Source organism: Candidatus Nitrotoga sp. BS (genome assembly GCF_927797785.1).
In the GTDB taxonomy this organism is placed as follows: domain Bacteria; phylum Pseudomonadota; class Gammaproteobacteria; order Burkholderiales; family Gallionellaceae; genus Nitrotoga.
The window spans coordinates 1-21,800 of the sequence record NZ_CAKMLL010000076.1; the positions used below are offsets into that span (position 1 = coordinate 1).

General features: G+C 48.4%; 10 protein-coding genes and 1 pseudogene. 3 read left to right on the forward strand and 8 right to left on the reverse strand.

Annotated features, from left to right (window positions below; translation table 11 throughout):
• Positions 1 to 76 precede the first annotated feature (76 nt).
• Positions 77 to 328: pseudogene (locus MJ769_RS14750) on the forward strand (YkgJ family cysteine cluster protein); the annotation flags it as partial.
• Positions 329 to 364: 36 nt separating this feature from the next.
• On the forward strand, positions 365 to 604 hold the full coding sequence (locus tag MJ769_RS09715; RefSeq protein ID WP_239236821.1) for a hypothetical protein: 240 nt from the start codon (positions 365 to 367) through the stop codon (positions 602 to 604).
• Between the two features lie 72 nt (positions 605 to 676).
• Here MJ769_RS09715 and MJ769_RS09720 read toward each other — a convergent pair whose 3' ends face one another.
• The 6 genes from MJ769_RS09720 to MJ769_RS09745 all read right to left on the reverse strand — a co-directional run bounded on the left by MJ769_RS09720 (position 677) and on the right by MJ769_RS09745 (position 15,583).
• Positions 677 to 1,627, reverse strand: a complete 951-nt coding sequence (locus MJ769_RS09720; protein ID WP_239236822.1) for a M48 family metalloprotease — start codon at positions 1,625 to 1,627, stop codon at positions 677 to 679.
• Entirely contained in the window at positions 1,624 to 2,187 is a 564-nt protein-coding gene (locus MJ769_RS09725; RefSeq protein WP_239236823.1) for an SH3 domain-containing protein, read from the reverse strand. Before MJ769_RS09725 ends, MJ769_RS09720 begins: the two co-directional genes overlap by 4 nt.
• The gene (locus MJ769_RS09730) at positions 2,184 to 9,821 is read right to left on the reverse strand and encodes a CHAT domain-containing protein (protein ID WP_239236824.1); all 7,638 of its coding nucleotides are present in this window, start codon (positions 9,819 to 9,821) and stop codon (positions 2,184 to 2,186) included. The genes MJ769_RS09725 and MJ769_RS09730 overlap by 4 nt, the downstream gene beginning before the upstream one ends.
• Positions 9,822 to 10,095: 274 nt before the next feature.
• On the reverse strand, positions 10,096 to 10,716 hold the full coding sequence (locus MJ769_RS09735) for a DUF1318 domain-containing protein (RefSeq protein WP_239236825.1): 621 nt from the start codon (positions 10,714 to 10,716) through the stop codon (positions 10,096 to 10,098).
• 190 nt (positions 10,717 to 10,906) lie between these two features.
• Positions 10,907 to 14,404 carry a hypothetical protein gene (locus tag MJ769_RS09740; protein ID WP_239236826.1) on the reverse strand — a complete coding sequence of 1,166 codons (3,498 nt, stop codon included), beginning with the start codon at positions 14,402 to 14,404 and terminating at the stop codon, positions 10,907 to 10,909.
• 429 nt (positions 14,405 to 14,833) lie between these two features.
• Entirely contained in the window at positions 14,834 to 15,583 is a 750-nt protein-coding gene (locus MJ769_RS09745; protein ID WP_239236827.1) for a class I SAM-dependent methyltransferase, read from the reverse strand.
• Positions 15,584 to 16,127: 544 nt separating this feature from the next.
• On the opposite strand from MJ769_RS09745, the gene MJ769_RS09750 reads away from it, so the two are divergent.
• Positions 16,128 to 17,447, forward strand: coding sequence for a sulfatase-like hydrolase/transferase (locus MJ769_RS09750; RefSeq protein WP_239236828.1), 1,320 nt, complete (start codon positions 16,128 to 16,130; stop codon positions 17,445 to 17,447).
• 179 nt (positions 17,448 to 17,626) lie between these two features.
• Here the strand turns inward: MJ769_RS09750 and MJ769_RS09755 are convergent, their stop codons facing one another.
• Together MJ769_RS09755 and MJ769_RS09760 are read right to left on the reverse strand one after the other, a co-directional pair.
• Positions 17,627 to 18,115: an adenylyltransferase/cytidyltransferase family protein gene (locus MJ769_RS09755; RefSeq protein WP_239236829.1), complete on the reverse strand. Its 489-nt coding sequence runs from the start codon at positions 18,113 to 18,115 to the stop codon at positions 17,627 to 17,629.
• 616 nt (positions 18,116 to 18,731) lie between these two features.
• A complete protein-coding gene (locus MJ769_RS09760) occupies positions 18,732 to 20,984 on the reverse strand; it encodes a TonB-dependent receptor (RefSeq protein WP_239236830.1) in 2,253 nt (750 codons plus the stop codon).
• Positions 20,985 to 21,800: the final 816 nt, after the last annotated feature.

Below are 21,800 nucleotides of genomic sequence, written 5' to 3' on the forward strand. Positions count from 1 at the left end.
ATGTCACCCCCAGTAATCAATTGAATCTATTCGCGTATTAACCGGACAGCAGTGAAGTGAACCGCAAAGTTTCGTTTTGACACCTGAATGTAAGGCGGGCTGTTCATTCTGCTGCAGTCTCAAGGTCGAAGTCTCTGATCCAGAAGCGATCCAAATTGCCCAGCACGTTCAGGGACTTCCTCAGGATGAGAGAGCGAAGCTCATTAAAAAATTGAAACTCGCAGCGGCACGAAAAGCAAACTTGACAGAACCTGTGAGAAGCGATTGTGCCTTCCTCCTTGAAGCAGGCCTTTGTTCCATTTACACCATCAGGCCATCGGTCTGCCGAAAAGCGCATTCCTTGTCTGTCAAGGCGTGTCAAGAATTGGCTCCCGAGATTCCTCAGAATCTCAACCTTTTGCTCCAATGCGAAGTAATTGCTGCCGGAACCAACGAAGCTTTCCAGCAAAACAACTTGCACGTAGGCAACAATGAGTTGTCTTCCGCCGTACTTGCAGTGCTCGCAACCGTAAATGCAGCTGAAGAGTGGTTTCGAGGCAAACCACTGATCTGCGGGGCAGTCGCAGCATTAAAACCAGGCAGTTCAGACGCTGAATTGTCGTGAATACTAAAAACCACCGGCTTTAGCCGGTGGTTGTTTAGTCGCGTATTGTCTAATTAGAGGTACCCCGGCGCATTATCTGGCTTTCACGTATTGCTGAAAGCGGGTGGCTAGGAACGGCAGGCCTTGAATATCTGAATAGCCGTTTAGCGCTGAGTTGATTTTAGAGATACGTTCGGTGGTAGAAGGATGGGTTGAAAAAAACACGGATTCGGCATGGCCTTCTTCTTTAGCTAAGGTCTGAAGGTAATCCTTTAACCCTTGTGGGTGATACCCCGCTCGGTACGCATACTCCACGCCCACCGCGTCGGCTTCGAATTCTTTTTCCTTATCCAAGCCCTTGGTAAACAGTAAATCAGTCAATTGACCGATAGCGTTGGAAAACATTTTAGGGTCTTTTTTCATGGCTGTCAGCGAGAGTTCTGAGATGCTGCCCAATACTGCCCCGCGTCTGATGGTGTCTAACATGTGCCGCTTGGTGACATGTGCGATTTCATGCGCTAGTATACCTCCCAGTTCGGCTTCGTTTTTCAACGTCTTCAGGAGGCCAACGGTGATGAAGATATAACCACCGGGTGCAGCAAAGGCATTTTGTTCAGGAGTGTTTAAAATCGCGAAGTGATAGTTGAGGGTTGGTCGGTCAGATACTTCGGCAATCGTTTTTCCGACCAGATTGATGTAGCGATTCCAGGCCTGATTGGGATATTCACCACCAAAACGGCTGAAGGCTTCCACGGCCACAGCTTCTCCCAACACAATTTCCTCTTCTTCGCCTATGGGCTGAAGAGCCCCTACTACGCCGACCCCTTTTTTGACGAGATCTATTTCGTTCTTTTTTACGCCAAACAGTCCACCGATACCATCAAGAAGACCAGGTTGTTGGTCTGCGGCTTTTTCTTGAGCGGGGCTATCCGTCTTTTGTTTCGGCACGGGTTTCAATATGTCGTCAAAAAACCCACTCATGGCGGTGGTGGGAAGAAACAAACACAAGAGGGTAAAGCTACCGAGCATCATAATTCGTTTCATTTGGCATCCCCCGAAAATTCACCTAAGCGGCCTGATTTCTTAAATTCCATGAGATCATTCGTTGCCAATGAAAAGGCTTCCATGCGATCCACGGCATCACGGTGTTTCTGGCTAATTTGTTTATCTTTGGCATATTGTTCAGTGGTTTCTTTAAGGCCGCGAATGCTGCCCCCGGATCGGGATTCGCGGGCAGCAATGGTATTTCGCCCCACAAGGCTTGAGAGACCCGAGCCTCCCCCTGAAGTAGGCTTTTCTTCTGATAGCCGAAATTTAAATACCCAGCCATTTTTTCCTTTTGTCGTTTTGACCTTGGCTACCCGGCCTTCTTCACTAAGTACCGTGACGGCATCGCCAAGATTGAGGGTCTCAACTAACGCGGAGGTGGAAGATTTTTCGGCCGTGACCTTCACACCATCCTGTTTGGCGTACCACGTACCTGCCCAAGAGTAGGAGGGCAGGCTTATAACACTGAACAACACGATGGTCAGCGCAATGAGAGGGTGAATGGAGAACGAGTCTCCAATGTACTTCTGTTTTTTCTGATGGTTGAAAGGTGTCATTTATAGTCTCCGATTAAACTGAACCCTGCCCAAAAGGATGGGTGGGGGAAATCCTTTTTGACGAGAAGTTGCGCTTGACGCAAACTTTTGGCTTTATTGGCTGTGACATAATTCCGATAAAAATGTTTCATGAGTACCGACGTTGAAAGGTCATCCACCCGCCACAACGCGGAGACCAAGGCATGGGTACCGGCATAGATAAACGCGCGGTTGAGACCGATGAGCTCTCCGGCTTCCAGTTTACCAAGGCCCGTTTGGCAGGCACTTAAGGTGACCAAATCTGCGTTGATTTCCAACCCAAAAATCTCTTGCACGGTCAGCTGCCGATTTTCCGGGTTTTCCGAGGCCAGCCAGAGTGAGGACAGCAGCGGATTGCCCTCATCGAATTCCCCGTGAGCCGCCAAGTGGATGATGCCATAGCGGGAGATATTCTTCACTACCCATTCTTTGGTGGCTTTTGTGCCGGTCAGAATATCCATATTGGGATAATTCCATTGGATACTTTTGGCCTCTAATTCGGCCAGTGGAAGATCGTAATTGAAATTTCCTAAATCAGGGTTCCCGATCGCGAGGACTTTGTTATTTTTGATTTCTTGACGTTTAGCGAAGGTGAATTGAAAGACAGAAGCCGAAGGCGCGTAAAAGAGCGGGATGTCATCCACCAGATACGCGGGGCCATGTTTAAGCGCAGCGAAAGAAAGAAAGTGAAGAGGCCCATCGGGAACAATTCCCAAATACTCCAGCTTTGTGATCTCCGGTGCAACTGGCAGAATCAGGGACGCATAGAGTTTTTGTAACTCATCCTCCACTGGTTCCAGATGCTGAACGAGTTGCCGGTAGCGGGTCACTAATCGAGTGAGCTCTTCCTCCTTCGCCGAGATGGTACGAAAAACTGTTCGTTCGTTGGTGATGAGCCACAAGTAGAGTTGATCTTTCGTTATGAAATAGGTCAGTAACCCCACTCCAGGCGCCAAAAGTTGTTGGACCCCTTTCAGGTTTAATGGATCCACAGAGACAAAACTGCTGAGGTCGGGATTTGTCTGTTTCAACTCCAAAACCGCTTCTTGATACCGGATTTTAGTATTGCGATATCGTTTCTCGAGGTCGGCAGGGGGCTTCTCATACGACCCCAGTTCTGACTTGAGCGAATTCACCGTGGAAGCCAAGGTATTGATCTTGTTCCAGGTTTCCTGATCCCCTTCTTTTTTGAACGAGAGCTTTTGATTGCCCAGCAAGTCGATAAAACTTCGGGACCGTGAGCGTTCTAAAAAATTAAAGGCATCATCGGTACGGTTCATGGTAATCAGCAGAGTGATGATGTCCCGGTACAGATCCAGTTTGTTGTTCTGGAAGCTGTTGCGGAGCTCATCAATCTTCAACGTCGCCCGCATGCCTTCCACCACCTCAACACCTTTGGTAAACCAGGTTAATGCGTCAGAGGTCTTTCCCTGTTCCTGCAATAACGTAGCCTTACCCGCCGCCGCCCGCCACTCTACTTCCTTAATGCCATATCGCTGAGATAGCTCATGCGCTCGTTCATAATAGCCAAGAGCTTGTTGAGGTCGCGCAAGCGCCTTGTTTACATTGCCCAGTTCCAATAAGGCTTTGACCCAATTAATGACATTGTGGATGTCGGCGCTGATCTGCTCGGCTTTAAGGAAATGGCCTTCGGCTTCTTCCAATTGGCCCAAGGCCAATAAGGAAATACCGATATTGCGATGGTCATAGCCTAAGCCCCATTGACTCTTGAGGCTCTCGTCAAGGGATTTCGCCTGTTGGAAATAGTCCAGTGCAGTGACGTGGTCGCCCCGTTGCCGGTAGATCAGACCAAGGTTGTTAAGTGAAGAGGCCAACTCGGTTTGAATATTGGAAGACCGACTAAGCGTGACTGCGTCCTGTAAATGGAGCAGTCCTTTGTCGGTGTCATTGAGTGTCCAGTACATTAATCCGCGCGTATTCTCCACCATGATGCGCAACTGCGAGTCATTCGCCCGTTCTGCAATATTATTTGCCTGGGTTAATAATTGGAAGGCCGTTTGATAGTTCCCCTGGAACCAGGCCACATTGGCAAGGTAGAGATCGCCTGTTGCCAGGAGCGCGGGATCATCTAATCTTTTCGCAATAGCGAGGGCCTGGTTGTAGCGTTCAGCAGCCTGGCTGAACAGACCGACTTTTTCAAAGGTCAATCCCACTTCATACAGTACTTCGGCTTCTCCTTTTGGATCTTTTTGTTCCTGGTAAAGCTTCAGGGCGGCCAGGAAGTTTTCACGGGCTTTTTCATACCGCCCCAACCGAAGGTAATAAATACGGCCGATGCGCCGGTATTGAAAAGCCGTGTGCCCCATTTCCCCTATTTCCTGATACAGAGAAAAGGACTGGTTAAATTGTTCCAGGGCTTCCGTATAGGAGCCCATGTTTTCGCGCACAATCCCCAATGTGGCTATGCCTTCCGCCAGACGATCAAGCGCTTCGCCTTGTTTCCAAATTTGGTTGGCATGTTCAATGTGCTTCACGGCAATGTCAAAATGTTCCAGACGGGAATGAAGGATGCCTAAACGATATTCGGCCTCGGCCCGTTCGTTGACGGGCGTCTTTGATGTGAATGAATTCAGCAGTTTTTGCTGAAAGAAAATGCCCTTTTCGTAATTTTTGATCTCAAAAGCGGTTTCCACGGCCAGGGTGTTGAGTTCCTTGAAGTCCTTCCGCTTTTGAGCATGATCGATGAGCGCAAGGGCATGCTCAATGTGTACGAGTGAGGTGGAAAAGTCCTTGGTTTTAAATGCGTTAATAGCATCAGCCACTTCCTGGTCGTAAATCGAGGTCGCATATTTCTGCCGTTCATCGGTATCCATGCCTGCGAATCCGTAGTGGCGGAAAAGGTATTTTGCCGTGTCTTGCCCCCAGATATCCTTAGACGCGGCTACCACAGCTTTATCGGGAGGAAGGCTGTTGAGATTCGATAAATATTGGTTCAGAAACTGAGCCGCAATTTTGGGATCAACCGTAGTTCGGCTCATGATGACATGAGGAAAACCGGCGCGAAGAAGAGAGGAAATCAGCGCCCGTGGAGAAGGCGACGTGGACGGGACGCCGCCGAACAACAGGATCGAATGATGCTGATTACCGGAAAAATCGAGCACTGAGGCAAATTCTCGAACAGCCTTATCTTGCTGAACTTCAAAGGCGAACGCATCCGCAGGTTTAAGAAATGCCGCGATGTTAGTTTTGGCAGCCAGTAGGCGATCGTGAGCCTCGACCCCGCTAAATTGTTGAAGCACAAATGGAATGTCTCCCGCAGTCGAAGGCGTGGAAGCTTGAAAGCCACTTGGCGTGGAGATGTGAGAAAAAAAGAGGCTGCGCTGATGATAGCCATTCAGAAAGTCGTAAAAGTTGCTGACCCAAGTGAGCGGCTTTTTGTCAATCGCCAGTGAAGAGAGGGAGGATTCCAGTTCCTGCGGTATCGAGAGATAGGCAGAGGCCGATTGGCCAAGCCGCTGATGAAATTCTTTATCCCCGGCGATCCCTTTCTCTGTCACTACCAGAGGGCTGTAATGGAGCGTCTTCCCGTTATGAATAAAGCCATGATATCCTCGCATTCCTTGGACTATTTTTAAATAGGGGCGCTGTGCGTCGACTCCCAACGATAACAGTTCTTTGGTTTGAGGATAGGCCCAGAAGGACGCGGTGGCCCATGGATGTTCTTCAAACAGGGCATATAGAACGTCCTGAAGGGCAGCAGCATGTTCTGCAATGGCCGCGTTGTCACCCTGACTTCTGGCTTGCCGAAGTTTTTCGAGTAGCGATTTCAATTCGGGTTCATAGCTGCCCAAGCCTTTGAGAAAAAAGTCCTCACCAAGCGCTTCATAAATGACGCTGGTCATTTGTCGAATGCTCAATTGTTCAGCCACGGTAAAGGCGTCGTCGGGTCGTCCGTCAGTGATCAATTGGTCGACCGAGAGTCGAGTCAGACGTTCGTACGCCGGCCCAGTGTTGGCCTGTCCTGTTCGGGGGTCGGTTTGCGCGGGAAAACGAAGGACGGTCTCAACGGATTTTTCGAGGAATTGTTTCCGCGTGAGAGGGTCGCTGGTATTTTCTGCCTGTGCCAAATACCATAACCAGCTATTGGCTGTTTGTTGATCCTCCACCAGTTTGAGGAGATATTCCCGGATGCGGCTAGAGATCTGAGGCTGGTCTGCTGTTCGTGCTAATTCGGCCTGATTTAACTTCACCAGAAATAGAGCGGGGAGACGCTCACTGCTGGAGAATAAATCTGGCTTCTGCAGGAGCAATTCGGCTTTCTGATAATACGACCACGGTAGCGTTCTGGAGGCAAATTGCTCATGCATGCGTTGAACGGCTTCCTCCGGCTTGAGGTGCTGGTCTGGTGCTGGTTCGGGGAGAAGCGAGAGGAGCAAAGCCGTGTTGGTGAGCGTGTAAAATAAATTGCGGTTTTCATAGTTCCGTTTCTGGAGATCCTGAATGCCGGAGGTGATCGCCTCCACCAAGCTCTGGTCGGGTGTGTGGCCTTGCAGGACATTTTCTACGGCCAGTTGAGAAAGGTTGTAGATGTTGATGCTAGTCCCAAAAGGTACATCCAACGCTCGGGTGACATTCAATGATTGACGAAAGAACTCTATGGCCTGATCAGGCTCATGTAACTTGTGCGAAAGAACTCCTAGATGATTGAGGACAATTGCTTTTTCAGTCATGGTCGCAGCATCCTGTTTCGCCGGAGACTGCTGATTGAGGAGCGCGAGTTTTTTGCGATAAAAATCTCGAGCGGGTGCAGCTTCGTCTAATTGCTCATAGGTGCTGGCAATGTAACTGAACATAAGCTTTTGTTCACCCATCAGATCGAACCCGCTGGCGGCTTGAGAATCGCTTTCACCACCAAGAGCCACATTGACATTGAACAGGCCTGATCCCTTTGAAAGGGTTTTACCACCATCAGCCTTGAGACGGTCTAAGCTGGCAAAGTAACTGCCCAACGCCTGTTTTAGCTCATCCCGTCCACCGGTTTTGCTGGCGCGGCTCAGGTTAAACAAATTAACCCCGATATTTCTCTGCAGAAGGGTGACGTTTTTTTCTTGCCCCAGTTCACGGTTGATATCCAAAGCATGGGCATAGGCTTCAATGGCTTTGGCATGTTGTCCGATGTCCTGGTGGGACAATCCGATGCGTTCCAGAATTTCTGCTTTAAGGCCAGGTTGGTCGGGAGGAACGATACGCAAAGCCAACTGATATTGCACCAACGACTCTTCACTGTGTCTGGATTTAAAACTGGCCTCTCCATAATTTTTACGATAGAGCATTTCGGTGACGTTCTCTCCGGTCGGAGCGAATTGAACCTCCCGCTGCCGGTAATGCCGATAAGCTTCGCGGGCACTCGAAAGTGCCAGATAGGTGTTCCCCAAATTCAAGAGCAGTTGTGATTCCACTTCCGGGAAGCGGCTAACGTCGTTCATCTCCAGTGCGATGCGATACTCTTGCTCGGCTTTCTCAAGATACCCTTTGTTGCCGGAAGTCCGTTCAGTTTGTTCGTAGGCCCATCCCAGTGTTTGATGAACATACCCCATGGCGGGATCTTTTTCCATGGCACGTTGAAGCAGGCGGATCACCAAGGGAAGATTCGGCGGCTCGGTATACGATAACGCCAAGGCTTGGCCATATTGATACACCGCATGATCAGGATTTGCTTTGACTAAGTTGGTATACCAAGCTTGGACCTCTTGGGTTTCCTTGAGCATGGCTTTGGTTTCGATATATGCCCGGTGGGCTTCCACGGATTCAGGATATTGATCGATGAGCTGTTTAAGAGATTTTGCGGCAATGCGTGTCTCCCCCACCTTCCGATCTTTTAGCGCTTTTTTTACCAGTTGTAAAATGAGAAGACTCTTGCTTCTTTCGAGTTCAGCCTGATCTTCTCCGGTAAATTTGCTCAAGGCGGCATAGGTATCCGCCGCTTCTTGATACCGTTCCGCGCCCGAAAGAATCGTGGCTTTTTTTCGATAGGCCTGGATGAGGAGATCGTTGGGAAGGTCCTGAGCCGAGACGATAAAACCCAGGGTTTCCAGAGCAGACAGTTGTTCTCCCTGTTCGTAGTAAAGGTCGGCGATGGTGAGTCGAGTGGTGGCGATCAACACGGGAAGGTCGCGGTGCTGGGAGATCAACGCGTTTAATGCTGTCACGCGATCTTGAATCGTCTCTCCCTGCTGGGAGAGAGAAATGACCTTTTGAATGGCACGTTTACCCCAGGAAGATCGTTCGCCGAATAAGTGAATCACATCCACGAATACACGAATCACATTGGGAGCGTCTCCCAGAATCCGGTAGGTTTCGCCTCTGGTGAATAGGCCTTTGGCACGAATCTCCTTATTCGGCACGTCGTCGACTTTTACCAGGTAATCCAACGCCGTGAGAGGATCTTCCGCAAAGAGGTAAAGTCGTCCGGCCTCTATCAAGGCTTGGCCGTAAACCTCTTCTATGTTCCGGTGCTCTTGCCCAATGGCCATGAGCTCAGACGCGCCTGTGCTAACTAACCGGCGTCTCGCTGAAGAGCTGACGCCCTTGGCCTGCTCTTGAATATTCAAGACAATGGTGTAAATCCTGGCTAATGCTCCGATCCGGCCTGATTGTTTGGTGTAGGGTTCCAAAGACTGGCGAGCAGCAAGAAAGTTTCCTTCTTGTGTCTGTGCCTCGGCGAGAGAAAAATCGAATTCTGCTCGTGCGTCAGATGGCTGTTGTGCTAACAGATTGTGAGAAATGTTAGTCAGAACCAAGAGCGCCATATCCATCTGGCCATGATCTTGATACGAGGCCACCAATGTTTTGGCTTGATCGAGGTTGGTATAGTCTTTGAGGAACGCGGGGATATTGATCCGGAAAATATCTCCGGCTTTCAAATCGGAGTAATACAGGAAATCCCCCGAAACAGCAGGGTAAAGATGAAATTGGTGCGCCGGAGTGATCCGATAAAGGCCTTGGAATTGATGCGACTGCGAGTCCCGATATTTCATCCAAATAGACGATTCATCATCGGTATCGACTAGCCCATCGCCGTTGGTATCTTGTTCATATCGGGCAAAAAAGTGCGGGCGGTTCGTAGTAGGCTCTGCCGGGTGACGATCCAACACCGGCCAGAGATCCAGAGCATTCCCATCTTGACCGAGTGGAGTTGAGCTTTTGTCCTGAAGATTCATCAGAGTCAGCTGTGTGCCATTGGAATACAGGAGCTGTCCCTGGCCATTTACGGAAAAGCTGGTGGCTTGGGGCACGATCAATTCTTCTGATTGTTTTGAAAAAGATTTCCGGTAAATGGCTGACGTGCCTTGAAGCGGATTGCGTTTAAGATAGAAAAATCCTTTTTCTTCTTGATCCCACTGTGGAAAGGAATCGCCGCTGCTTAAATCCGTGAGTCGTTCCTCCTTACGGGTAATGAGGTCCAGGAGATACACATCGCCGCGTGGATCGGATTGACGCGACACATACAACAGTCGGGTGCCATCCCGGTTCAAAGCGGGTTCCTGGTCACTGGCCGGATGCGTGGTCACCTGACGCGGAAGCGCGAGGGAAGAAGTTCCAAGTGGCTGTATCCAAATATCCGCATTCCCGGAGCGCATGGAGACAAAGGCCATGCTCTGCCCATCCGCAGAGACGGCTGGTTGATAGTCAAAAGCGGGATGCGTAGTCAGCCGTTGCTGCGGAGAGCCATATGAATGTGTGGCTCCCAGAAGAAATAGACAAAGACAGAGTAAGTGGATGCAACGATGTGTGTTCATAGAATCAATGACGTGATAGGCAATAAGAAAAAGGTTAAGCGTTTCTTATCAACAATTTCAAACATTCCACACCCTTGGAGTGACAGGCAAGCGTTAAATGGAGTACCCAAAGCCCGGCCATGTGAGGTTTTCATTTTTGCGTTTCTTTTTGAATCCATTTCCCGCTGTCCAGTTGAATGTGTTCTCCCTTGAGGGCTTTATCCCGATTGAGAGCGGCAAACATTTTGTGGACACGTGGCGTATCTATGGAGGAGAGGGTCTCGTTGGTCTCAATAATCCGGCTCATGATGATGAGACGATCCTCATTTTCTTCCTTGAGTAGATTATCGACAAATGCTCGAGCAGATAGTTCGACTTTTTCCGGCTCCAGGAGGGTGATACCACCTTTATTATTCTCCCCGATAATCCCCAGGGATTTATAGCGATTGAGATCGTCCTTGTTAAATGACACGCGTTGGAGCGCGCGCACAACGTTTATTTTCCCCGGAGGGAGTGCCTGGGTTTGTTTTAATTTTCCTTTCGGATCGATATAACGAACGGACGCGAGTAGCATGACTTGCTGATTGAGTTCTTGATACGTGCCGAGCACCTGATTTTCTAATGCTGTGCGTTCATCAATCACGGTGACGCCCACCAAGGGGCCGCCACAACCGGTGATTAATACGAGAAAAATGATCGCAATGATGCGGTTCCTCGGATCGATTCCTAACGTGCGCATCAGAGTGTTGAGTGGTATTGGAAGATGGGGCATGAGAAATCGACTCCTTGTGAGGCTAGAATATTGTTTGTCTTGTCAAATCAAAAAAAATTCACCGCTTGCCCTCTTAATGTAACTGTAGCTCTTCGGCTTGGCTCAGGGCAGGCGCCACAGCTCGATTAGGCCATGACTTCGCGAGATGCTTCGTGAGCCTTAGCATGACACTAGATAGAAGGATTGGCAATTACTGAAGCACTATTTCTCCATCCGGCGTCAATGAGTAAGTCTCTGCTCCGATCAATTTCAACACCTTCGCCAGGTCTTCCCAATTGGGGATGGCAGCAGTGAGTTTTTCGATATTTTTCATCTTGGAGATTGGGATCCGGTCTAGCTTAAAGGTGGAGATCAGGCTCTCCTGAAAATTAATCGTCAGACTCAATTGGCCTCTAGCCACTTCCACCGTCACCTGAGAGGGATTTGCGAATTTTAATTTGGCACGGACATTGGAAAGTGTTGGATTACTTCCTTCCGGGTCCAAGAATACGAGAAGGCGATCCAGCGCTTCTTTACCGATATGCGTAATGTGAAGATTGCATTCCAATCGGCTTAAATCCACGGCTCCCGTAGCATCCTGCAGAATGGTAGTGAGTCCAATGGTTGCGGCAATCTTGCTATCGCCCTTAATTTTAGATTCCGTCTTGAAGAGTTGGTTGGCATCGAGATTTGCCACTTCAAGTTCCGCTGAGATACGGAGGGGATGTTCGGCGGCGATGATTACATTGCCTCCTATTCCTCCTCCCAAAAGATTCATGACGAGATTTTGAATTTTGAGAGACTGTTGTTCAAACGACAGATTGGTTGAGAAATTTTGAACCGTCAATGGCCCGAGCTGGAGACGTTGAATAGTGAGGGCCTGTCCTTTCCGGGAAAACGACCTGAGTTGGGCAATCCGGTCGGACGGTTGGAATTGTTTTTTCGGTGGAGTCTTGAGTCCATCCCGTTTAGAAGTCAGTGTTTTTCTGAGTTGTATCCCACCGTTCATGCCATGCAGTTCAGTGCCATCACGAGTCAGGGAGAGTGTGTCAGCACCGACCTTCACAGAGGCGTAAAGGCTTCCTTGTTCTTTTTTGAGTAAAGACAGAGTGACTAGAGTCTTTCCGGTTCCCTTCAGCCCCAAGGGTTGCAAGGCTTCTTGAAAGTTTTCTACATCCACAGCCAGGCGGCTTTGTAGTTGAGCAAAGAGTTTCGCCAATTGGGTGCCGCGAGGCGTTGTGGAGGACAGTAGATCACGCAGGCCTATCACTGAACCCTTGAGGGAAAGATCCATTCCCTTGGACGTTAGATGGATCGGGTCAATCTGGACTTCATTGAGATCGGGAGACTTCATGCTGACGTGCAGGGAGGTGTCGGCTAATTCCCTGATCGGAAGCGTATCCGGCAAGTGAATCTTATTAAGCGTCATATCAGTTGTGAGCTGAGTCTGCGGTGTCGCTTTAGGGGAATAGGCTATCTTCATGGTGCCGTTGCCTCCCCGGACCTGGTACCCCGCGACGGCTCCTTCAATATCTTGCAGCGTCAGCTGTCCATTAACTTTCAATGGCAGGGTCAATTTATTGAAATCAGCGGCTTGAGGAACTTTACCCGCAGCTCGCAGGGTCAGCTTGACTTGTCCTTTTGGATTGATCGCCTCAACGCCCCTCATGAGAGGGCCCGATAAATGGGGGAGAAGGTTACCCACATGAAGAAGGGGAATCTGCAGATCCACATCAAATTGTTGATTTGCCTTTTTAAACCGGCCTTTCACGTCCATATCCAATATATTTTTGCTGCTCACCTGCAAGTTATCTAGTCGGTAATCATGTTTAAACACATCTTCTTTGGTTTTGGAAGACAGACTGAGCGAGGGTAGGGTAGCTGTTAGCGAAGAATCCTGGAATTTCAGATTTCCGAGCGTAAGTTGAAGCTGGTCTTGTGATCGCAGGCTGGTGGGTTGATAGGCCGGCGAGAGATTGCCTTGAAAGGAAGACTTCAAGCTCACTTGGCCGGTTCCAATCGTCACCTTATCAGTTGCATGGAAGTCGGAGAGATTTGAAGTGAGTCCTATTGTTCCTTGGAAGGCACCATTTTTTTCCTGATAGTCGGAAGAAACCAGGAAAGCGAGTTGCTGCACGGTGCCTGCCGCGCTCAAGGATTTTAATTTTGCCTGTAGGGAGGGGAGTTTGAGTGTGGCAACAACTTTTGCCCATTCTGGACGGAAATCCGGATGAAGCACTGCAGTGGCTTGAAGCACGAGCGTATCCGATTCGCTCCCACTTTGGAGTACGAGTCCTTTAAGCTGATCCTTGGGTATGAGAGCGAGTATGGCGTTAAGCTTAGGCGATAGACGTGCCTCAAGAGAGGCATCCATTCCTTCCTTGGGAGCAGGATGGGGCTGCAACGCACCTTTCAGTTGCAGGGTGCCATAGGGGCTTAGATCGACGTTTAGACTTTTCACCTGGACGTGACGGGTTTGATGATTACCAGTGGTATCAAGGGCTAGTTTAAAAGGCAACGTAACAGGTGTCCCGACGAGATCTGGCGGAATGGTGGTAGTGCCGCTGATGCCTAGATTGCCTGAAAATAGACCAGAAGCAAGACCGTTGCCGGCCAGGGAGAAGTCGAGATTTTCAACACCATAGGATTGAAACGCCAGATTTTGAGAAGAGACCTTTGCCGACAAGGTTCCCTCAGTGGGTTGATTGTTTTGGACACGAACGTCTTTAGCCTGGATGTCCAGTGAGCTAGACCCAAGTGCGAGCGCTAACGATGGAAGATTCACCTGAATATCCTGGCCTTGAAGGCTCGCTTGGATGGTTCCCAGAAATTGACCGTCCGGCAGGGTGCCTTTGATAGAAAGAGTGGGAGACAGCGATCCTTTAATAGTCGCTGAAGCCCATTCGGGTGGTACAAACTCATGTGCCAGCTTTATGATAGATTCGAGGTTAATTTGTGTGTCATTCAGAGAGAGATTAGTGTGGACTTGTGTGAATAAATCATCGATGGTTCCTGACAAGGACATGCGCCACGCCGAATCTGAGACTAGTGTCAACTCCTCAAGATTAAGGTGTTGTTTGGGAAGATCGAATTGCGTGTTAAATGTTATTTTTAAAGGTAATTGCGCATGCTTTCCTTGAAAATTCAGAGCCAGTTGGCCAATGGTGAGCTGGCCCTTGAGGTTGGCATTTTGAGGTGAAACCATTCCGGAACTTTGAAGATTGATATTCGACAAGGTGGCTTGCAAATCTGGCGAAACAATGACATGTACCCGACTATCACGAATGACCAGCGTACTCAGGTTGATTGATATGGGAAACAATTCGGTTGGAGGGGGAGAAACTGGCTCCTGAGGACGGTCTTTGGTGAGCTCAGGAAGATTCAGTGAAATATTGGCTTGTTCAATGGCTATCTTGTTAATGGTCAATGTGCCCTTGAGTAAACCAAGCAGCGAATAGTCCAACGCGAGTCGCTCGAGTGTCAGAGGGGGTTGATCGGCTTTACGGAATTCTAAATCTCCGACTTGTAAGCCCGTTAAGGCATTGAACGATAGGGATCGAATCGTAACCTTGCCCTGAAGGAACTCTGACAGCTGAACTTCCAATTGTTGCCGCACAATGTTAGAAGGAAACCAATAGGTCAAAAGCAGGCCAAGAATTAAGAAAAGACTCGCCAAGCCTAGAGTAAGCCAGAAGAACCACTTCATCATTCTTCGTGCTGTGGTCGTCGGGGGGTGTGAGGGAGATACGGCTGGGGATTCTTCAGAAGTCATCGTGAGCCGGAATTCATTGTTATTTCAAGGAAAAAGTGCCTTGATTTGCGGGAAGGATAGGCAATTCAACCGCACAAATCGTAGTATCTATGACCGCCGCTCTCCGGTCAATGCCAATTTATATCGATTAACTTCCACAGAAAATTCGAATTACGTCTGCGGCATTTCACAGAGGAGATCCGCGCGCTGTGGCGATTCTCGGCGGCTGCGTAGATTCGCCGCTAATGATGCCGATATCAGTGGGGAGTATCGCGGCTGGGTTGGTGAATGGTTAGTAGAATTTATTGCTTGAGCATCACGAAAGCATTAAAAATCCCCGCTCTCGCGGGGATGATGCTTGTGTTTATTAAGTGATGTTGCCCAATTTCAAGGCTTGACGAATTTCAAGGTCCAGCGGTCAGTGTTGCCGGTTACTGTTTTACGGCCGACCTCATAGCGAAGTTCATCATCAGCCCGATAGTGCAGGTCTGAAAAATCTACAAATTTGAACCCGGCAGACTGAATTTCACGAATGGCTAACACTGGATCAGTCCGACGTTTATTTTCAGGCGTATCGCCTTCCATGTGGCGTCGTGTGTGGTCAACGACAGCGTAAACTCCACCGGATTTCAAGGCATCAAAAGAAGCCTTGTTCATAGCCGTACGACCTGCTAAATCAAAATTGTGATAATTACGAAATGTCAGCACCATGTCCACATTATTTACACCCAGACCAGTAGTCTCAAGGGTATAAAGGCGGGCACCTTTCGGTTTGTACATCTTCGAGTCTGTGGCGACAATCTGCACATCCTTAAACCCGGGTTCAGTGATGACGGACTTGGAAATATTATCTGTACCGAACGCAGCGTAATATTTACCGTTGTCATGGACAACGGGTGCCAACAATTTGGTGTACCAGCCGCCACCGGGAATCAACTCAACAATCTTCATGTTATCCCTGAGACCGAAAAACTTAAGCGTATCGATCGGGCGACGGTTGGAGTCACGCTCTTTTTCAGCATCGGTTCTGACTTGTGCTGCCATTGCTACTTTCAGCTTGGCCTCCACTGCGTCAAAATCATCGGCAAGTGCCAATCCGCTAGAGACTATCAACAAAGCGCTAAGAAAATATTTCATAAGAATTCCCTTTAATTCAAATGCAAAAATGCAGTGCGCAAGCATAAAGGAATTAACCGCTGCTGGAAACAGCTTAGCCCGGTTAGATTGAATGAAATGAAGCCTTCATCATAGATTTTCTTTAGCAACCAGCAAAGCATCCAAAAAAATATTTTCTAAATCATGGTATTAGCGAGTTAATGTTGTTACAAACCATTTTGCTCACTCTTTTTTCGTCAACCAATTAAATTCGGGAAAGAATTGCATCTGTGTTTGCCTCGACTGTGCGGCCATCGACCCTGAAGTGACCTTTGCTTCCCGACATGCAACTGTTCGCTTCCGGTTGAACATATGATCGGCAGTTACGCGTCGAGTCTAGGAAATCGATGTGCTAGCAGCCTGTCGGATATCATAAGTGGGCGTTTTTTCTGGTCAACGGCCAGGAACTCAGCTACCCTACAATTATAGGCTGAATGAATGGATGTTACTGGGTTTGCGTCCCGGCCTTCACGTTGAAGGCGACCCAGCCGCCTCATTACCGATGCACACCTAAACACCGAGAACAATGATGAAGAATCTGCTGATCCTGCATCTGGAAAGCATCTCCCAACTGACGCTGGCGATACATCGGCAATGCTTCCCTAACCTCGACCGCCTGCTCAGTGAGTCGCTACGCTATGAGAACTATTTCTCTGCTGCAACCTCGACCCGGATGGTCCAGACTTATCTCTTCCACGGCAACGACTTCGAGCTGGATCAATTTGCCGCATACAGTGATGCCGTGGCGGCAGGCAACTGCGATCATCTGTTCGCGATCCTCAAGACACATGGTTACCACCCCGGATTGGCCTGTCTGAACCTGTACCACGATCAAGTTCCCGCGAAATTCAGCGTCTGGCCCAAGTCAATCTCGGTCCCGTTCGATTCGGCCGACCCAGAGGCGGTGATGGCTGAAATGAACCGCATGAGCGACGAAAGGCCATTCGCGGTTTTTTTCTGGAATCTGATCAGTCATATCGAACACAGCGGAGTCTATGCCTACCAAGCCAGCAGCCTGACCCATCGGCTTCAGAACGCCTACCGAAAGGCGGATGAAATGATCGGCGAACTGCTTCGGCAGCTGCAGGGCAAGGGAGCTCTTACCGATACCCTGGTCGTCGTCTATGGCGATCATGGCGACGATTTATGGGGTCACGGCTTTAAGGGCGGCATGGTGCACGGACTCGAGCCTTACGCGAACATGGTCTGGACACCTTTTGCGATCTGGTCTGGCGGCAAAAACGCGGGAGTGGACAACCGCTTGGCCAGCACCATCGACATCCGCGCCACCTGTCTCGACATACTGGGAATCGAGCACCACGATCATTTTCCATTTGCTGGCAAAAGCTTGCTGACGAGCGGGCAATCGCAAGTCTACTCCCAGAACTTCATGGCCAACCAGCCAGACAGCCTGGAGTTGGACATTGCTCGCACGATCGCCGTCTACAATGACACCTATTGCCTGCTGGTCAGTTCCCGCGGCCTGGAAATGTACGCCTATCGCCTCGACCCGATGAACCACTGCAATTTGCTGTACTTCCATGAACTCACGCCCGAGGGCAGCCTGCGCCTACTGGAAATCCCGGGGGCCAGACCACACTACCTGAGGGCCATTCCTGAAGGCGAAGCCATATGTCACAGTATCAGTCGCAACTTCGCTGAATTACGCGGGAAGTTGTCTGAACGTATCGCCGCCAAATACACCTGTCTTAATGAAAAACTGCCCGGTGGCCAGGTTTCCACCTGGCCACCGGATATCCTGAACCGCATCGAGACAACGGGACGTAATGCGTTTTTCAATGTGAAGATATCAACACCTACGCGCCCAAGCCACCGGTTTTATTGAAAAGCAAGGCATGCATCGTTGAGGCCTGCTCTACCCACTGCAGATCAAGCTTCTATCTACAGTGGCGGCATGCTCGAAACCTAGGTAGCGTTGGGAATAAAACGGTTGACCTTAGACGCATATCGTCTCCGCTGTCTCCGCACTGAAATCTGGAGAGCCAGCGGGCACAATTCATCCGGTTAGCGATTGTCCTTGCGCACGATTTGCTTGTCGAAAGGCCCGACAAAGGATTTAGTCGGATCCAGTGCCTGTTTGATATCGCTGATGGGAGTACGATTCAATACTTCGAGCAATTTCTTGATATAGGTACTCGATATATTCTCGGTTCGTGGCAGATATATCACCTCGCAATAAACCCTGAGATCGTCGAATCGTCCCTCCCAGTCGTTGCCCATACCAAAAATAGAAACGCCGTAACGGCGGATGTCGTCTGCCTTCTGCTCGCCATTCTGTAGGGCGATCGCCAGATTGACACACTTCAGGTTACGGATGATTTGTATGCGGTTCTCGAAGTCGAAAATAGTTTGCTTGCCCCTGAGTGCATTGAATTCATCAGTGGTGACGCCGACGACGAGTTCGTCTCCCAAGGCCTTCAGACGGTTCAAAAGGCTGAGATGACCTGTGTGGAATAGGTCGAACGTGCCATAAGTCAGGACTATTTTTTTCATTCACAACGCCTCTGGCAAATTCACGACATACGCATTGTATTCGGTTGGCCGAATCGTCCCTCCGCAGGCACACAAGAGCGTGGAGCGTCAACCTTGAACCGCTCGGTCACCACGACAATTTCGAATTGTATCTTGCAATTTCAAGCGTAGCCGCTGATAAGCGCAGTTTCATTTCTATTTTTTTGATCACTATAGGTGATAAATTGATTGCTTAAGCTTGATAATTGCAATTAAATCATGCTACGTCCAAGTGCGCTTGCGCACATCTATGGTGCGGCCATCTTTACGCCTCAGACTGGAGAGTTACTCGGCTATTCTGCTGTGGTGAGGGAGGTCATCGACTGTTGCGTATAAGGAAACGAAAGCGCAGCAAGCGCTATCGGGAGTCGTAGGGGTTAATGGTACGTTCGAGTCTCGGGAGCAACATAACCTCAGACGAGGGGAGCGATCTTGCTTTGTTCGTGCAATCGAATAGTGGAGAATCAGGGGATTGCCATTTTGCTAATAACCACTCCCTGATGTAATCAGGACATTACATAGGAATCTCTATACCAAGGACAAGCTGAAGCCCCGCCTTTTAGGCGGGGCTGATGCAACTGTTTACTATCTGGATAATCTAGAAGTTAGCAATTAATGAAACTCTTGCAGCAATGGGCGATCCTGGTGAGATATTGTTGTTATTGTGAGCGGAAGCGTAATAATTTTTATCAAACAGGTTTTCGATGTTTAACTGTGCACGCAGATTTTTATTGATTTTGGCATACACAGCTGCATCCACGCGAGTAAAGCTTCCCAAGCGAACGGTATTGTCAGTTGAAGTGAACATAGAGCCACGATTTATAACCCCCAGCCCAACACCCCATGTCGGATCGATGTCATACCGGTTCCACAATGAGAATGTGTTCTTTGGAAGCTCGGCCAAGACTGCCCCTTTTTGGGCGGTAGAGGATAAAGAGTTGGTAATGACACCATCTTGATAAGTGTAACCTCCCATGACGCTCCAAGCCGGTGTAATACGACCTGCCAAACCTAACTCAAAGCCTTTATTACGCTGGCCACCACCTAAAACAGAGATGGCTGCATTGTTCGGATCTGGAATAATCACATTGGTACGATCCAGCTTAAACAGGGCAGTTGTCAAAGCCAAGTCAGGATGAATATCCCACTTGGCTCCAACTTCCACATTTTTGAATTTTTCAGGTTCAAGCGCCGCATTGGTTACTGATAGCGAAGTAAGCTGTTCACCTGCTCTGGGCACGTATGACAAACTATAACTGGTATAAATTGATACTTCATCAATTGGCTTGTAAACCAATCCGGCTCTTGGTGAGAAAAAATTATCTTTGACATTTAATGCAAGAGGATTAGCGGGGTTTTTATTAATAAAATCCACCTCGATTCTATCGTAACGCACTCCTAGAATAGCTTGTAATTTAGGCAATAACTTGATCTGGTCTTGCACATAAAGCGAGGTTTGTTTTGTGACGCTATTATTGTCACCGTCTGTAGCCGATAGCTTGTATGTGAGGGGAACAGTAGTAAGAGGGTTGTTAATAGGCACGTTAACCGTCGTGGCTGAATTGTTGAAATATCCAGTATTCCGAGTGCTATCCGTATCCTGATGACCTATTTCGACACCAACTACCATATCGTGTTTAATTCCACCTGTGTCCAGCGAAAACAACAGGTCAGTCTGGTTAAAAAAGTTATCGCGCTTTGTTGTATTGTTATAAGCACTAATAGCTACAGTGGATGCAGCAGTGACTCCGGCACTTGGGTAAACGTTCTCATAAAATTTATCTTGTGTAGCATAGCGAGTGCGGTTACGAATCATTACTTCATTATTAAATTTATGTTCGATAAGCCCATTGACGGCCTTAAGCTCGGTGTCAGCATTGCTTCGATCAGGATCGCCAAAAAATGTTGATCTCTTGGTATCGATAGGACGACCATTTAAGGAAGGTATACCTCGATCGGCTGTACGCTCATCCTTGAAATATTCTGCATTGAGCACGACTTTGGTATTATCACTCGGCATAAGCGTGACGGTAGGATTAATTCCATATCGTTTCAAATCTACGCCATCACGGAAACTACCCGAGTTTTCATACATGGTATTAAGACGGACAGCGGCAACTTCATTCATGCCTTGGCCAACGTCCAGTGCCACGCGCTTGGTATCAAACGAACCCGCTTGTACCGAAAGTTCGCGTATCGGGTTCCAACCCGCTTCTTTAACCACCCGGTTTATTACGCCCCCAGAGCCACCTCGACCAAAGATCATTCCATTTGGGCCTTTAAGTACTTCAACTCTTTCTATGTTGTAGAGATCGCGAAAATACTGCACATCATCCCGTATACCAGAAACAAAATAGTCTCCCGTAGAGCGGTTGCCCCGGAAAACCAGCGCATCCCGATTCCCTTCCCCTTGTGAAATCCCCATGCCCGGGACATAGCGCACGGTATCTGCCATGCTCTGTATGGCCTGATCTTTGATCATAGCCTGTGTCACCACAGATATAGATTGCGGCGTATTAAGCAGAGGAGTGTTTGTCTTGGTTGCAGTGCTTGTACTCTTTATTGTATATCTAGTAGGACTTTCATTTGCAGAGACCACTATTTCTGGCAGCATAGTTTCTCTATTAATTTTCTTAGGGTTTGATTTAGATGTTTGTGCATTTTCCTCGACAGGCTCATTACCCTGCGCTACTGCGACACCCGACAAAGAAATAGTGGCTACTCCAAAGCTGAATAACGCGCTATTCATAGCGATGGCGAGCTTATTTTGGCGATGATTGCATCGGGTTTGGATGTCGGCATTTTTTTGCACCAAGGTAGGGATGCATTTGATGTTACTGGTATAACTCATGGTTTCTCCAAATTAAAATTAATAAATTACCACTGGTGCTTTGTTGAAAATCAAACAAAATCATTAAGTTGAATTAATGTGGCGCAATAATTTCGGTAGTATCCGGCTACAAAGCGCATGAAATATGGGTTACCGCTTGTATAAATCCGCGATGATCAGATCGCTCAAGAGGTTTGGTTGGTCAGCAACACCAGCTTTTGCCTAGGTTCGAATTGAACTCCAAGTTCGCTAAACATCGTATACACCTTAGTGGAGCTATGTCTAAGTTGATTACGCTTAATTATAAATAATAATACAAGTGATAATGATTCGTAATTGTATTGAAATAGTGAGATAAATGCAAGGCTTAAACCTTATCCAATTCGTAATAAATTTGAAGGAGTATCAAATTTCAAACGAGATGTGATCCTGAGAGGCCGAATTTCTGAATCAATCATGATGCAATACAAGGTAAATGACATGGGAAGTGAGCACAGCATAGTCTTGATACGAAGGCGATAAATTATATTGAGTAACACTGTGTTGTTACGAAAAAAGGTAAGCAGACCATCCGCAAAGCGGCTGCTCGAGAAATTTCTATTTTTATAGGTCGCTAAAGAAACTTCGGGATCAGCTCTAACACTCTTACACGTGTATTCAGGGGCACTAGCTAAGTAGCACACTGAATCCTGCAATCTGAATAGATATACCCCCGAAATTCCGCGTTCGAATTTCGTTCTAAATTTTACATTTCGTTTGATCTTGATATTTGTTATGGTTCACGGCAAGATGCGGCTATAAAGGTACTTTTTCTACCGCTTCGTTAGGTATTGCAGC